At 40.6% G+C, this 14,062-nt stretch carries 11 protein-coding genes; 2 read left to right on the top strand and 9 right to left on the bottom strand.

The window, feature by feature from the left end:
- Positions 1 to 2: 2 nt before the first annotated feature.
- The 4 genes from WA256_RS16690 to pyrC all read right to left on the bottom strand — a co-directional run bounded on the left by WA256_RS16690 (position 3) and on the right by pyrC (position 3,894).
- On the bottom strand, positions 3 to 773 hold the full coding sequence (locus tag WA256_RS16690) for a DUF3450 domain-containing protein (RefSeq protein WP_062564205.1): 771 nt from the start codon (positions 771 to 773) through the stop codon (positions 3 to 5).
- Between the two features lie 474 nt (positions 774 to 1,247).
- The gene (locus WA256_RS16685; RefSeq protein ID WP_063705929.1) at positions 1,248 to 1,862 is read right to left on the bottom strand and encodes a response regulator transcription factor; all 615 of its coding nucleotides are present in this window, start codon (positions 1,860 to 1,862) and stop codon (positions 1,248 to 1,250) included.
- Between the two features lie 435 nt (positions 1,863 to 2,297).
- A complete protein-coding gene (locus tag WA256_RS16680; protein WP_036967526.1) occupies positions 2,298 to 2,507 on the bottom strand; it encodes a cold-shock protein in 210 nt (69 codons plus the stop codon).
- A 340-nt stretch (positions 2,508 to 2,847) separates the two neighbouring features.
- Positions 2,848 to 3,894 (bottom strand): dihydroorotase, encoded by a 1,047-nt coding sequence (gene pyrC / locus WA256_RS16675; RefSeq protein ID WP_058585251.1) that lies wholly within the window; start codon positions 3,892 to 3,894, stop codon positions 2,848 to 2,850.
- Between the two features lie 191 nt (positions 3,895 to 4,085).
- Here pyrC and WA256_RS16670 point away from each other — a divergent pair, with 191 nt between their 5' ends.
- The gene (locus WA256_RS16670) at positions 4,086 to 6,455 is read left to right on the top strand and encodes an EAL domain-containing protein (RefSeq protein WP_304637410.1); all 2,370 of its coding nucleotides are present in this window, start codon (positions 4,086 to 4,088) and stop codon (positions 6,453 to 6,455) included.
- A gap of 59 nt (positions 6,456 to 6,514) precedes the next feature.
- On the opposite strand, the gene WA256_RS16665 is transcribed toward WA256_RS16670, so the two are convergent.
- A complete protein-coding gene (locus WA256_RS16665; RefSeq protein WP_304637409.1) occupies positions 6,515 to 8,794 on the bottom strand; it encodes an acyl-CoA dehydrogenase in 2,280 nt (759 codons plus the stop codon).
- Between the two features lie 168 nt (positions 8,795 to 8,962).
- Here WA256_RS16665 and WA256_RS16660 point away from each other — a divergent pair, with 168 nt between their 5' ends.
- Entirely contained in the window at positions 8,963 to 10,813 is a 1,851-nt protein-coding gene (locus WA256_RS16660) for a M2 family metallopeptidase (RefSeq protein ID WP_335992664.1), read from the top strand.
- A gap of 57 nt (positions 10,814 to 10,870) precedes the next feature.
- Here WA256_RS16660 and WA256_RS16655 read toward each other — a convergent pair whose 3' ends face one another.
- From WA256_RS16655 to WA256_RS16640, 4 genes are all read right to left on the bottom strand, one after another.
- Positions 10,871 to 11,659 carry a putative porin gene (locus WA256_RS16655; protein ID WP_062564210.1) on the bottom strand — a complete coding sequence of 263 codons (789 nt, stop codon included), beginning with the start codon at positions 11,657 to 11,659 and terminating at the stop codon, positions 10,871 to 10,873.
- Positions 11,660 to 11,879: 220 nt separating this feature from the next.
- Positions 11,880 to 12,254, bottom strand: coding sequence for a PH domain-containing protein (locus tag WA256_RS16650; protein ID WP_054551567.1), 375 nt, complete (start codon positions 12,252 to 12,254; stop codon positions 11,880 to 11,882).
- A gap of 2 nt (positions 12,255 to 12,256) precedes the next feature.
- Complete coding sequence (locus WA256_RS16645; RefSeq protein ID WP_062564211.1) at positions 12,257 to 13,165, bottom strand: ABC transporter ATP-binding protein; 909 nt, start codon at positions 13,163 to 13,165, stop codon at positions 12,257 to 12,259.
- Positions 13,162 to 13,980 carry an ABC transporter permease gene (locus WA256_RS16640; RefSeq protein ID WP_054551569.1) on the bottom strand — a complete coding sequence of 273 codons (819 nt, stop codon included), beginning with the start codon at positions 13,978 to 13,980 and terminating at the stop codon, positions 13,162 to 13,164. Before WA256_RS16640 ends, WA256_RS16645 begins: the two co-directional genes overlap by 4 nt.
- Between the last annotated feature and the right edge of the window lie 82 nt (positions 13,981 to 14,062).

The raw sequence follows: 14,062 nt of genomic DNA, 5'->3' as shown, positions 1-14,062 counted from the left end.
GATTACTCCGCGCCAAAGATTGGTAGTTTAACAAGTTCTAATGTCGCTTGTTTACGCGCCATACGGATAACTTCTTTAACAGGTTTTAGGTATTCTTCACCTAATTCTTTCCACTGTTTAGTATTGTTATCCCACACCCACGCGTGCTTAAGGTCAAAAGACTGAGCTACGTAAGTGATACGACCTAAACGACCGAAGTCAACGTTGATGCTCTTACCATCGATCTCAAGAGTACCTTGAGAAGCAGTTACAGCTGAGCTGTATGCAGTTTCAACAGTGTAAGCTTCAAGAACTTGGCGGAATTTTTCAGATGTAGTAACTGATGCTGACGCCATGATGTCACGAAGTCTTTCAACACGTGCAAGACGGTTTTCAAGATTGAACGGAACGTCCGCTTTGATGAATTGCTCAAGCGTATCGATCATGCGATACATCAAAGGCACAACGTTTTGTTTCGTGTTATCGATAGTTGCGATTTGACGGTCAAACGATTCGATTGAAGCGTTTTGGTCAGCGACCAAACGTGCTACGTGATCGTTATAAACCTTCATTAGCTCAGTTTCGTCAACAATGCTACGGTACTCAGCGATTAGCTCTTGAGTTTGACCATATACATTGTCAATTTTAGTTTGAGACTTAACAGCAGCCTTTTGAATTTGTTGACCTGCATCTTGCACATCTTTCAAAGGATCTGCAATCACATTGCTGCTTGCAAATGCAAAAGCGCCAACCAACGCTGATGCTACAAGACTCTTTCTGATTTTAACAGACATAGTTCCCAACCAATTAAGTAATGTTACTTTTATAATTTAATTATCCTCCGAAGAGGACAACCCTGATATCTTTTAATAGATATCAACTCTCCAATAATGCTAAATGCTTCAGAGTCTGTCAACTTGATGTTCGGCTTTCATCGGAAAAATTTGGTGACTCGTCGTTGAGATGAAAATAACCAAAACAATGAATTAACAAAAATATAACAGAGGTATTCATGTGGTACTTCTATAGCCCTTTACTGGCGAACATTGCATTCATATTAGGTTCAACCTTAAACATAAATGTAACATTTTATGAAATCTGAAAGTGCTGAAGAAAAATGAAAAAAAAATTCACTTTGTTCATCTAAAAAATCTGTTTTGAAGAATTTTTATGCACTCACTACATCTAACCGCTCAATAAGCAGCCAAATCAGACACTAAACACAAGAATGAGAGAGTTGAAATCTCTCACCGCTACGGGTGAGAGAGTTAAAATACGGCGCGGTCTTTAACTAGCTTAGCGAGTGAGATAATTGAATCAACTTCAAGTTTTTCAAATATTTTCGCTTTGTATGTACTTACCGTTTTATTACTGATGAAAAGTTTTTCACCAATGTCTTTGTTTGATAAGCCTTGTAGTAGATAATTCATCACTGCGAGTTCACGTTCAGTGAGTAACTCGTCTATGTCTTTTTCAGACGCTATTAGGTGCTCTTGTGGAAAGAAAGTATAGCCACGCAAAATCATTTCAACTGCGGAGGAGATATCTTCAAGGCTTTCGGCCTTGTTAACAAATCCTTGAGCGCCTAGCTTTGCTGCAGTGCGAATAATATGTTTGTCTTGCTTAGCAGATAAAAACAATACTTTGCCAGTAAACCCACTACTGACTGCGCGCTTATATAAACTAAAGCCATCTGAGTCTTCTAACTCAATGTCTAAAATCGCTAGCGCTACATTATTACTTTTTAAAAACTGCAATGCTTCCTTTTGACTTCCAACAGCTTGTACTTCGTTAACTAATGTAGACTTAGCGAGTACCATTTTAATTGCTGTTGCCACCATAGGGTGGTCGTCTACCAAAAGTATATTGTTTCCTATGCTCATCGATTAGCAAACCTTCATTATATTTCATCAAACAAGTATAAGTTACTCAGCATTTATTCCACATGTGGATAATTTAAGTTTAGCGGGTTATTTCTAGATTGGTGAAAAATAACTATAAACTTTTTTAGCTGCTCACTTTCGAGTTCGATCAAAACTACAAACTAAACATAACGGGTGATGTCATGTTAAATAAATCCTATCGGTACAGCATATAATACTTTAGTTATGGAGAGTAGCTTTTAGGGCATAGAATGCGAAGTTCTAGCTTATCGGCTGATTAATTTAGTCTTAAACAATGCCTTTGGAGGAATATAAATTCGGTACAGTTTATGACTATTTATAGAGAGTTAAAACTTGGGGTTTGGCAGGATATAAAAATGAATTTTTGGTGAAACAGAAACTGTTTCACCAAAATGCTTAGGTTCGCATAATTAATTATGCTACTTCTACGTTCTCAGCTTCAGGGCCTTTTTGACCTTGTTTGATGCCGAAAGATACTTGCTGACCTTCGCTTAGAGTGCGGAAGCCTGTACCTGTGATAGCGCTGAAGTGTACGAATACATCAGGGCCATTTTCTTGTTCAATAAAACCGAAGCCTTTAGCTTCGTTGAAGAACTTAACTTTACCAGTAACCGTGTTTGACATACCAAATTTTCCTGTAAGTCAATTATTAAAATTCAGCCATAATGGCTCTATCCTCCCTGAGTGAATGCCCAAAAAACTTGGGGTAAAGTACAGGAAGAACCAATAACCAAACCGGTAACCGTACAGCCGCACATTATCCGTAAATTCAATACGCAAAAACTCAAAGCAATTTAAGACTAACACATTAAATTGCTTTTAGCTCTATTAATCGAAAATAATTTTAAGGTCAACTGCCTAAACAAAAATATATGACAGTACTATTTATAAACAATTAATTATCAATGAAAAAAGCCCATCAAATAGATGGGCTTTTAAATCTCAATTTATAGCTTGCTAAAACTTACTTAACTTGCCAATCCATTTGCGCCTCTGCTTTGATTGGCACTACTTCTGAATCACCTAGTTTATAGCTTGCTGGTACTGTCCAGCTCTCTTTTACCAATGTAATGGTATCTTGGTTTCGAGGCATACCGTAGAAGTCTGGGCCAAAGTGGCTCGCGAAACCTTCTAGCTTTTCTAAAGCACCTGCTTCTTCAAACGCTTCAGCATAAAGCTCGATAGCTGCGTGAGCAGTATAAGCCCCTGCACAACCACAGGCCGCTTCTTTTTTGTCTTTGTAATGTGGTGCAGAATCAGTACCTAAGAAGAACTTTTTGCTACCGCTTGTTGCAGCACCAATTAGCGCTTGCTGGTGAATGTTGCGCTTTAAAATAGGTAAGCAGTAATAATGCGGGCGAATACCACCTGCTAGCATATGATTACGGTTATAAAGAAGGTGATGAGCAGTAATTGTTGCAGCAACATTCTCTGGTGCATTATTAACAAACTCTACTGCATCTTTCGTGGTGATGTGCTCAAGCACAATTTTAAGACTCGGGAAGTCATTTACCACGTCCGCTAGAATTGTTTCTAGGAATACCTTCTCACGGTCAAAAATATCAATTGATGAATCGGTTACTTCACCATGCACTAACAGTAACATCCCTACTTCTTGCATTGCCTCAAGTACAGGGTAAATGTTTTTGATTGAGGTTACCCCTGAATCTGAGTTGGTAGTCGCACCAGCCGGGTACAACTTAGCAGCAACAATTTTACCTGTTGCTTTAGCTTTTTTAATTTCTTCTGGTGTAGTTTTATCTGTTAGGTAAAGCACCATTAATGGTTCAAAGTTACCTTGTGGCCCCGCAGCTTTAATTCGCTCATAGTAAGATAACGCAGTGTCTGTGCAGGTTGCCGGTGGAACAAGGTTCGGCATAATGATCGCGCGACCCATGTAACGGCTAGCATCACGAACGGTATCAACGAGTTGCTCGCCATCACGTAAATGAATGTGCCAATCATCAGGGCGTGTAATTGTTAGAGTTTGCATCGAATTTAAATCTGACATTGCTTGTTTCCACGGCTAAAGTTAGGGGGATAGCGTAAACATTGAGCAAATAACCTCGCTTATTTACCCAAGTTCATATTCAGGTGCCTAGTTTACACCAGTTCCAGTTTTTTTTGAAAATAACTTTGTGGATAGTTTGATAGTAGGTTAACGTAATAAATTAATACAACATTTCGGTTACCTTTTATTCTATGCCTAAGAGTTTAGACGCTGCTTTTGCACTTGAGGTCAAAACAGACCAACTACATATTATTAATCAGTTCTCATCATCTGTGATGCAATTAGACACAGTTGAAGAATTGTTAGAGTATGTCACGTCAGAAGTGGTAAGCCGCCTAGGTTTTAAAGAGTGTGTTATTTATCTAGCCGATGACAAAACTCGCACCCTCAAAGAAATGGCGTCTATTGGCACAGCAAGCAGCCACGATACTTACCATATCGACCGTACAGAAATTAGCTTTGATCAAGGTATTACGGGGTATGTCGCAAGCACTGGTAAACCGTTAATGATTGGCGATGTCAGTGAAGACCCGCGTTATATCGCTGACTCTCGCCCTGCTCTTTCTGAGCTTTGCGTACCATTAGTTTATAAAGAAAAAGTACTGGGTGTCATTGACTGTGAGCACCCGCAAAAAGATTACTACAACGACGCCCATTTAGAGATTTTATCAACAGTGGCGCATCTATTAAGTGCCAAGATAAATCAGGTTCGCACCGTAGAAGATTTACAGCAAACCGTTATGCAGTTAAACGATGCACAAAAGCTAGAGCGCTCGATGCTGCAAATAGCCAATCTAACTTATCAATCGAGCGAGCTAGATAGTTTCTTCGAATCTTTACATGGTATTATTACCTCTTTACTTAGAGCAGATAACTTCTTCATTGGCCTGTATGATAAGCAGCTCGATGTGCTTGATTTGGTTTACATTATCGAAGAAGGCGTGCGTTCTAACGCCCATAAAAAAATATCAAAAGAACAATTAAAAGATACTGCATCTTATTATTTATTAAACATCGACCAATCTTTACTTTTCACGAAAGAAGAATTTCAACAGCACATTGATGCGGGTCATTTTAAAATGGTTGGTCGCCAGGCCGAGTCTTGGCTAGGTGTGCCATTTAAAGTAAATGAGCGTATAAGCGGTGTCATTGCCGTACAAAGTTACAGTAAAAGCTATCACTATGACGAGCATGACCGTGCTTTACTTACATATGTGAGCCGCCAAATTAGCATGGCAATAGATCGTCAATTATCAAGACAAGAGCTTGAGCATCGCGCTCTTCACGACGAATTAACCGGCCTTGCTAATCGCTCGTTGTTAATTGAACGCATCAAACATGCGATCCTTCGCCTTGCAAGAGCTGATAAGCGCAATCAACATGCCCTGCTCTATCTAGACTTTGACCGCTTTAAGAGTATCAATGACTCATTAGGCCATGAGGTTGGCGACCACTTTTTGGTCAAAATCTGTGAGTTGATCTTAGGTACTATTCGCAATACGGATACTTTTGCCCGTTTAGGGGGCGATGAGTTCGCCATCTTTATGGAAAACATCACCGATAAACAACAAATTAATGATGCTCTAGATCGCATTCAACAGGTACTATCAGAGCCTCTCAATATTGACGGCCACCTATTGCAAGCATCTACCAGTATAGGCGTTGCCTTTTGTGAAAGCAGTCGCGACCAAGCTTATAAGCTATTACAACATGCCGATGCAGCAATGTACGAGGCAAAGTCATCTGGCCGTGGTAAGGTTAAGTTTTTCAACAATACCATGCGAAAAAAACTTAAAAATCATGCTGATATAGAAAATGATTTACAGCATGGTATTGAGCATGACGATTTTGAGCTTTACTACCAGCCAATTTTTACAATTCAAGACACAAGAGTTGTAGGTTTTGAAGCACTTGTACGCTGGCACCACCCAAGTAAAGGCTTTGTCTCGCCAAATGATTTTATTCCGGTTGCAGAAGATACAGGGCAAATTATCAATCTAGATTTACATTTGCTTGAGCTTGCTGCAAAGCAAATCGCAAAGTGGACAAGTGAAGGTAAAGCATTTGGCAGAATCACCGTGAATGTATCATCACGTCATTTTGCTAGCCTAGATTTTGTAGCTCAAATACATTCCTTATACAAACAATATAAATTGCCACTTGGCTCACTATGCTTAGAAATCACCGAGTCTGGCCTTATTGGCAATTTAGAGCTGGCAACAAAAATCATTAAGGGCCTTGAACCTCTTGAAGTGAAACTGTGTTTAGATGACTTTGGTACAGGCTACTCAGCGCTTGGTTATTTACACCAATTACCGATTCACATAATGAAAATTGATAAAAGTTTCATTGACCACTTGAACAAAGCGCATAACCCCTTGGTTGATGCCATTTTATCATTAGCACAATCGTTAAAACTCGATGTCGTTGCTGAAGGGATTGAAACAGAAAAACAATTGGCAATCCTAAAACAAACTCAATGTAAGTTTGGTCAAGGCTTCTTAAAAGCGAAACCTATGCCAGCCAGTGAAGCAGAAAAAGTCATCACTCACGGCCTATAATGCTAATATAAAAAAGCCTTGCAAATGCAAGGCTTAGTTTGTTTATACTTTACAAAAAGTTACAGCTCGCCGGGTGCAAAGTTATCAACGGCTATCGCTTGTTTACGTAGCTCATTGGCTTGGTTCATGCGCTCTGCAACGGTTTCGTTAATCAAGTTTTTCTCTGCCGCTGCGGCAATTGCGCCCTCGAGTTCAAGGTTTTTAGCAATAGTGCCTTCTTTTTGCCATTTACGAAGCTGCTTAAAGTCTTCATGGGTATCAATCATGGCTAAAAAGGCATTTTCCATTACACCAGTCCCTGCATTTTCATCGACATAACAAAGGTGGGTTAATCTGTCCCTAAAGACCCCTGGTTTGCTCATGTGCTCACACATTGTTTGGGCTAACTCATCACTTGGACGGTGGTAATGATTACCTAGTGGGAACACAATACGTTTTAGTAAGAAATTAATTACTGGATTAGAGAAATTTTTAAAGAAGCCGTCGAATGCCTGACCAATGCAGAATAACGAATGCTCAACAGCATATTGCACAAATGGTAGGTCAGCTTGCTGACGCCCTTCATCTTCGTAGCGTTTCAGTACACATGAAGCAAGATACAAGTGGCTAAGCACATCACCTAAACGTGCCGAAATCATCTCTTTGCGTTTTAACTCACCACCTAATACTAACATCGCAACATCAGTACAAAACGCTAGACCACGACTCATGCGGCTTAACTGTTTGTAGTAAACAGTGGTTGCGCCACATACAGGGGCTTTAGCGAAGTAACTGCGCGTTAAACCGTGCACAAATGCCATACCTGCATTACTACCTGCAAATAAAATATGTTGCAGCAGTAATGAGTCAAATTCTTTTAAGGCAACATCATGGTCTTCCATTGCTGCTGCTTCCATTTCTTTTAAAACAAACGGATGACAGCGAGTAGCGCCTTGACCAAAGATCATCAAGTTACGAGTAAGAATGTTTGCACCTTCAACGGTAATCGATACCGGGATCCCCATATAGCCATGGGCTAAATAGTTATTTGGCCCGACTTGAATACCTTTACCAGAATGAATGTCCATAGCATCATTCATTACTGTACGACCCATTTCAGTCATATGGTACTTAGCTATAGCGGTAACCACAGACGGACTCAATTTTAAGTCAATCGCCCCTGCGGTCATTAGCCTTGCTGATTCTAAGGTGTAAGTTAATCCACCAATACGTGCCAATGCCTCTTGGACACCCTCAAATTGGCCAATCGACACACCAAATTGTTGGCGTACGGTTGCATAGGCTGATGTCATTCTTGAAGCCAAATGGCCAGTTGCTGTACTAAGTGCCGGTAACGAAATACCTCGACCTGCACTTAAACATTCAACTAACATGCGCCAGCCTCGACCAGCGCCCTTTTCGCCACCGATGATCCAATCAAGTGGAATAAACACATCTTTACCGTATGTTGTGCCATTCATAAATGCCATGTTTAACGGGTAATGACGCTCACCTGTTTGCACACCTTCGTGATCAGTTGGAATAAGCGCACACGTAATGCCAAGCTCTTTTTTATCACCTAATAAGCCCTCAGGATCGTACATTTTAAATGCTAGACCCAACACTGTGGCAATGGGTGCAAGGGTGATATAACGTTTTGACCAGTTAAGTTTTAAGCCAATCACTTCCTCACCGTTATGCATGCCCTTACAAACTACGCCAGTATCAGGAATACTGCCTGCATCAGAGCCAGCCTCAGGGCCCGTTAATGCAAAACAAGGCACATCATCACCCTTAGCCAGGCTTGGCAACCAACGCTCTTGTTGCTCGGTAGTACCATAGTGAAGGAGTAATTCACCTGGACCTAAACTATTGGGGACCATTACGGTAACCGCAGCGGTTAAGCTCTTAGTAGCAATTTTCGAAACGATGGTTGAATTTGCAATCGCCGAAAACTCGCGACCACCAAATTTTTCAGGAATGATTAACGCAAAAAATCCTTCTTTTTTTAGGTAGTCCCACACTTCTTTTGGTAGGTCTTTATCTTTTTGCACAATTTGATAATCATCAAGCATGGCTAACAAGGTTTCGACCTGCTCGCTCATAAATGCGCGTTCTTTTTCGCTAAGTTCAGGTTTAGGGAAACGATGCAGTTTTTGCCAATCTGGGTTACCACTGAATAATTCACCATCCCACCAAACATCACCTGCTTCCATAGCTTCACGTTCTGTTTGCGATAACGGCGGCAAAACTTTTTTAAACATACTAAACGTAGGTCGTGTGACAAGATTGAGGCGAATGTCTTTCACCGCAAAAATTACAATCACAGCAACCAGTAACAGAATGATTACGGTCGTCATTGTGCAATCCTTTTATTTTAATTAACTGCTTCAAGTATGACTGATCGTGCCATAAATACAACGTAAGCAGCTCTTACTTAGGTTGTTTTCGGCTAGGCAGTTTGTTGTTTACTAAGACACTGCTATTATGCATGGGCAATAAATAACAATAAACTTCTAGGGAACGTTATGAAAAAGACTCCATTTAAGCTCAGCATCAGCGCGCTTATGGTCGCAAGTGCACTAGCACTTACTGGCTGTAATGATGACACTGCGAGCACTAAAACAACGACTGCTGAAGTCAAAACAAGCCAAGTTACCGCACAAGATGCCGATAAATTTATCGCCGCTACTGAAAAAGAATTAAGCGCGCTTTATTTAGAAGCAAGCCGTGCTGAATGGATTTATGCCAACTTCATTACCCATGATACTGCGGAACTATCTGCTGAAGTAAATCGCAAGATGACCGAAGCCGTTGTTCGCCTTGCTAATGAAGCTGCAAAATTCGATAGTTTAGAGCTAGACTACGATGCGCGTCGTAAACTCGATAAACTTAAACTAGCGCTTACGTTACCTGCACCACAAGATGCTGAAAAAACAGCTAAGCTCTCACAATTAGTGGCTGAGCTAGGGGGTATTTATGGTAAAGGTAAATACTGTAAAGAAGATGGTAGCTGTTTAAGCCTTGGCGACATGACCGCTAAAATGGCAACGAGCCGTGATTACAATGAATTGCTTGATTTATGGCAAGGTTGGCGTCAAGTTTCAAAACCTATGCGCCCGCTTTATGAGCAACAAGTTGCACTCACCAATGAAGGTGCAAAAGAGCTAGGTTATGCAGATACAGGTGCTATGTGGCGTAGTAAATACGACATGCCAGCCGATGATTTTGCAAAAGAACTTGACCGTATTTGGGGCCAAGTTAAACCGCTTTATGATTCATTACATTGTCATGTTCGTGCCAAGCTAGGTGAAAAATATGGCGAAGATAAAGTACCACAAGACCAGCCTATCCCTGCACACCTACTAGGTAATATGTGGGCACAAACGTGGGGTAACATTTACGATGTTGTTGCACCAGAAAATGCCGATCCTGGTTATGACGTAACAGAACTATTAGCTGAGCACGATTACGACGAACTTAAAATGGTACGTGGCGCCGAGAAGTTCTTTACATCAATGGGCTTTGCGCCATTGCCAGATACCTTCTATGAGCGCTCACTATTCACTAAACCACAAGATCGTGACGTACAGTGCCATGCGTCAGCTTGGAATATTGATAGCAAAGACGACCTACGTATTAAGATGTGTATTCAACGCACAGGTGAAGAATTCTCTGTTATCCACCATGAGTTAGGCCATAACTTCTATCAACGCGCGTACAACACGCAGCCTATTTATTATCAAGAAAGTGCGAACGATGGTTTCCACGAAGCGATTGGTGACACCATTGCTCTTTCTGTAACGCCAGGTTATTTAAAAGAAATTGGTTTATTAGATGAAGTGCCTGATGAATCAAAAGATATCGGCCTATTAATGAAAATGGCATTAGACAAAGTAGCATTTATCCCATTTGGTTTATTAGTAGACCAATGGCGCTGGAAAGTTTTCTCAGGTGAAGTAACACCAGAGAACTACAACAAAGCGTGGTGGGAATTACGTGAAAAATACCAAGGTGTACAAGCGCCTATCGCACGTAGCGAAGCAGACTTCGATCCAGGTGCTAAGTATCACGTACCAGGCAACACGCCTTACACACGTTATTTCTTAGCGCACATTTTACAATTCGACTTCCACAGAAGTTTATGTGAAATTGCCGGTAACGAAGAAGCGATTCACCGTTGTTCTGTATACAACTCTGCTGTGGCAGGTGAAAAACTAAATGCTATGTTAGAAATGGGCTCAAGCCGCCCATGGCAAGAAGCTCTTGCTACTATCACTGGTAAAGAAGAAATGGATGCAACAGCAATCTTAGATTACTTTGCACCGTTACAAAAATACCTTGATGAGCAAAATGAAGGCCGCCAGTGCGGTTGGTAATGATAAAAACGAAAAAGCCCGCATAATGCGGGCTTTTTTATATCATCAACTTAATAATTAAAACTGTAAGCTTACGTTTGCAAAGTATGCATCGTAGTCTGAGTCATCCCAGTTGTTTGCATAACCTGCTTTTAAACCAACGTTTTTGTTAAAGAAGTGCTGTGCACCAAAGCTGTAGTCATCTTCTTTGTTAAACGTTACAAATGCTGACGTTGCTTTAGAGAAGTAGTAGTTAGAACCTAGTTCCCAAGAGCTACCGCTATCGTCTGTATCTGAGATTGTACCTTCAATTGTTAGGTAGTTACCTTGTTGAAGATCCATGAAGTATTTTGCATTTACTGCACGGTAATCAAACTCATCGTCAGCTGTGAATGTGAAACCTAAGTAATCAGTGCTGTTAAGCTGGTGATTGTACTTAAGGTCAAACATTACAGTGTTATCGCCGTCTTCTACGTCGATAAATGTCGCTTTAAGAAGAAGGTTAGGATTAAAGAAGTAACCTGCAGACACATTGAATAAATCAGTATCTGAACCGTAATCGTAGTTGCTGTAACCCGCACCAAATACAAAATCTTGTACGAAGTATTCACCACCGATGTTAGTTACATCACCAAAGTCATCATCTGCGTACGAACCAAATACGTTGGTTGTTCTGTTGATGTATTCAAACTGGTCGTATGGACCCATTGTTTTCTTTGGCGCGAAGTAATACGTTGAATCAACACTTACTGTGTCGTTGCCATCGGTGTCCATGTATCCTAAATGGCTGATTGATTGGTAACTATCCGCAGCAGTCGCGGCAGTTGACAGAAGCATACTCGAAATAATAACTGCTAACTTTTTCATAAACAGATTTCCCTATTAACATTGTTTCATTGCTGTTGAAAACTAGCCTGATGGCTAAGTTGGGCACATGCTAACGTGAGAAAACTGAATGGAAACTTAACTAAGCATTTGTTTTTACTTGATTAATTGTAATAAAGTGTCGGCAAATGTAAAGAAAAAGTTGGCCGAAACTTGCGTCTCTAAACCAACTTTTAGTGAAAAAATAAAGCTTGTCAGTACCTTATAAAGCAAACTGGCTTATAATTCTATAAACCTCATTAATGTTATCTCCTGCTTTAAAGTCTTTACTGATTGGCGTTGGATCTGAACCAACCCAAATTTTTAGTTCAGCATCAAGGTCAAAATGCCCAGCACTCTCTTTACTAAACTTAGTAATTTTTGAGTAAGCAATACTCAGCATTTCAACTTTAGAACCAGTAACACCTTGTTTATCAATAATAATTAATCTTTTATTGGTAAAGATGAACATATCACGAATGACTTTATAGGCTTTTTGTACTGTTTCACCATCAATCAAGGTATTAGCAAGCAGCTCTTCTAAATCATCGTTATCGACTTCACTTGCGTTACCCATTAATCCGCTTAATAGACCCATAATTAGCTCTCCTTATGAAAAATTTGGTTTTCGAGTGTGTGACCATTTACCAGTTGACGATACTGCCAACCTTGTTGATAACAAAAGTGTAGAAGATTGATATCAAAAGGCTCAGCGGTTTTTTCAAACTCGATCACATATTCTTTTGCTTGGCTCATATAAACATGATGTACATGGGCAAGGCCAGCAAGCTTTGCTTCTACATCATCATATTGTTGATTTAACTGCAGCGTAATAAAGTGTTTATTATCCTGCGTGCTAGAACGGGCTTGATGCTCACTTAACACCCCTTTATCAAGGTGTAACACCTGAGAGCATAATCGCTCAAGCTCAGTTAAGTCATGGGAGCTTAAAATAAATGTTGCTTCGTTACTTAAAGAACTTACCAGCTCCCTTACCTCACGAGCATGAATTGGATCAAGGCCTGCAGTTGCTTCATCAAGCATCACTATTTCAGGTGAACCAATTAATGCCTGTGCAATCGTCACTCGCTTACGCATACCATGAGAAAGGTCATCCGGTCGCTGCTTAGCCACTTCTGACAAACCAACGAGCTCTAAAACACGAGCCGTTTCTTTTTTACGAACCGCACCACTGAGCCCTTGTAATTGACCATAAAAGTTAAGTTGATGTGCAATACTAAAACGAGGATCAAGCTGGGCATCTTGCGGTAACGCGGTTAGCTTACCGAATAACGCCGCACTGCCTGGGGTATACCCCATTACCGATAGTTTTCCTGAGCTAGGTAAAATATAGCCACATAACAAACTGAATAACGTTGTTTTACCTGCACCATTAGGACCAACTAGCGCTACCGGCGCTCCTTTGTTTATCTCAAAGTTGACGTTATCGAGCGCTCGTTTAGCCCCATAGTTTTTTGACAAGCCTTGTGCTTGAATTAAAACGGTCATAATGAGCTCCTTGCAAAAATTCGTTCACCAGCAACCAGTAACACTGCCGTTTGTAAAAGTGGTAAACCAAGAGCCAATGTGACACCTGCACGCTGACCTGCCATTAAATCAAGTTGATAGCCCGGAAATATGTAATTTAAAACCTCAAATGCAGGCCATTGCCATGTTAGTAAGCCAATCACAATATTACCGCCAGCAAAGAACAAAATAGCCAATACAAATGCAAGACGCGATGAACGGGCAAATGTATTTAAAAAGCTCATCAAAGCAATAAATGGCATAACCGCAACAAGCAAATAAAATAACAACATAAAGCTTCGCGATAAGCCAGAAAGCAGCAAACTTGGCTCACGATAGCCAAGCATTGCAACCGTTGCCATCAAGGTAACAAACAACAATGCTGCTAAAATGAGTAGCTGCCCTAAAAAGCGGCCAATGATAATTTCTGAACGAGTGGCTCTAAGTGATAAAAAGCGTAACGTACCTCGTTGTCTGTCGCCCACTGTTTGGTCACTACATAGAAACAAACAAAAGCTTGGGAAACTAAATAGAGCAATCAGCCAATAAACGGCAAGTTCAGATTCAGGCCAATCAAGTAATTTACTGATGCCAATGGCGCCAAATGCTTGCCGAGCAAAGTCGGCAAAATCAGGTGAGCTAATCAAGGTCACAGATTGGGCAATGGGATAGCGTAAAATAAGTAGCCAACAAATGGCAAAAGCGGCAACCGCCAACAAACCACGTTTGGTCAGAAATAGTCGTACCAGCTCAAATTGGGCAATTTGTGCAAGACGTTTAGGATGTAACTGCGTCACTCATAATCCTTAATGAATTTTATTATTAGAATTACACTAAGTTGAAACAGCTTGAATTACCAGAAAAAAAAGACCCGACAAG

Source organism: Pseudoalteromonas sp. CH_XMU1449-3 (assembly GCF_037027245.1).
Classification (GTDB): Bacteria; Pseudomonadota; Gammaproteobacteria; order Enterobacterales; family Alteromonadaceae; genus Pseudoalteromonas; species Pseudoalteromonas shioyasakiensis.
The sequence above is the reverse complement of the archived record's forward strand: the minus strand, read 5'-3'. Positions and strand labels throughout refer to the sequence as shown.

Coding starts and splice junctions, on each gene's coding strand:
- WA256_RS16690 (WP_062564205.1), bottom strand. CDS start 773: ATGTCTGTTAAAATCAGAAAGAGTCTTGTAGCATCAGCGTTGGTTGGC.
- WA256_RS16685 (WP_063705929.1), bottom strand. CDS start 1,862: ATGAGCATAGGAAACAATATACTTTTGGTAGACGACCACCCTATGGTG.
- WA256_RS16680 (WP_036967526.1), bottom strand. CDS start 2,507: ATGTCAAACACGGTTACTGGTAAAGTTAAGTTCTTCAACGAAGCTAAA.
- WA256_RS16665 (WP_304637409.1), bottom strand. CDS start 8,794: ATGACGACCGTAATCATTCTGTTACTGGTTGCTGTGATTGTAATTTTT.
- WA256_RS16655 (WP_062564210.1), bottom strand. CDS start 11,659: ATGAAAAAGTTAGCAGTTATTATTTCGAGTATGCTTCTGTCAACTGCC.
- WA256_RS16650 (WP_054551567.1), bottom strand. CDS start 12,254: ATGGGTCTATTAAGCGGATTAATGGGTAACGCAAGTGAAGTCGATAAC.
- WA256_RS16670 (WP_304637410.1), top strand. CDS start 4,086: ATGCCTAAGAGTTTAGACGCTGCTTTTGCACTTGAGGTCAAAACAGAC.
- WA256_RS16660 (WP_335992664.1), top strand. CDS start 8,963: ATGAAAAAGACTCCATTTAAGCTCAGCATCAGCGCGCTTATGGTCGCA.
- WA256_RS16645 (WP_062564211.1), bottom strand. CDS start 13,165: ATGACCGTTTTAATTCAAGCACAAGGCTTGTCAAAAAACTATGGGGCT.
- pyrC (WP_058585251.1), bottom strand. CDS start 3,894: ATGTCAGATTTAAATTCGATGCAAACTCTAACAATTACACGCCCTGAT.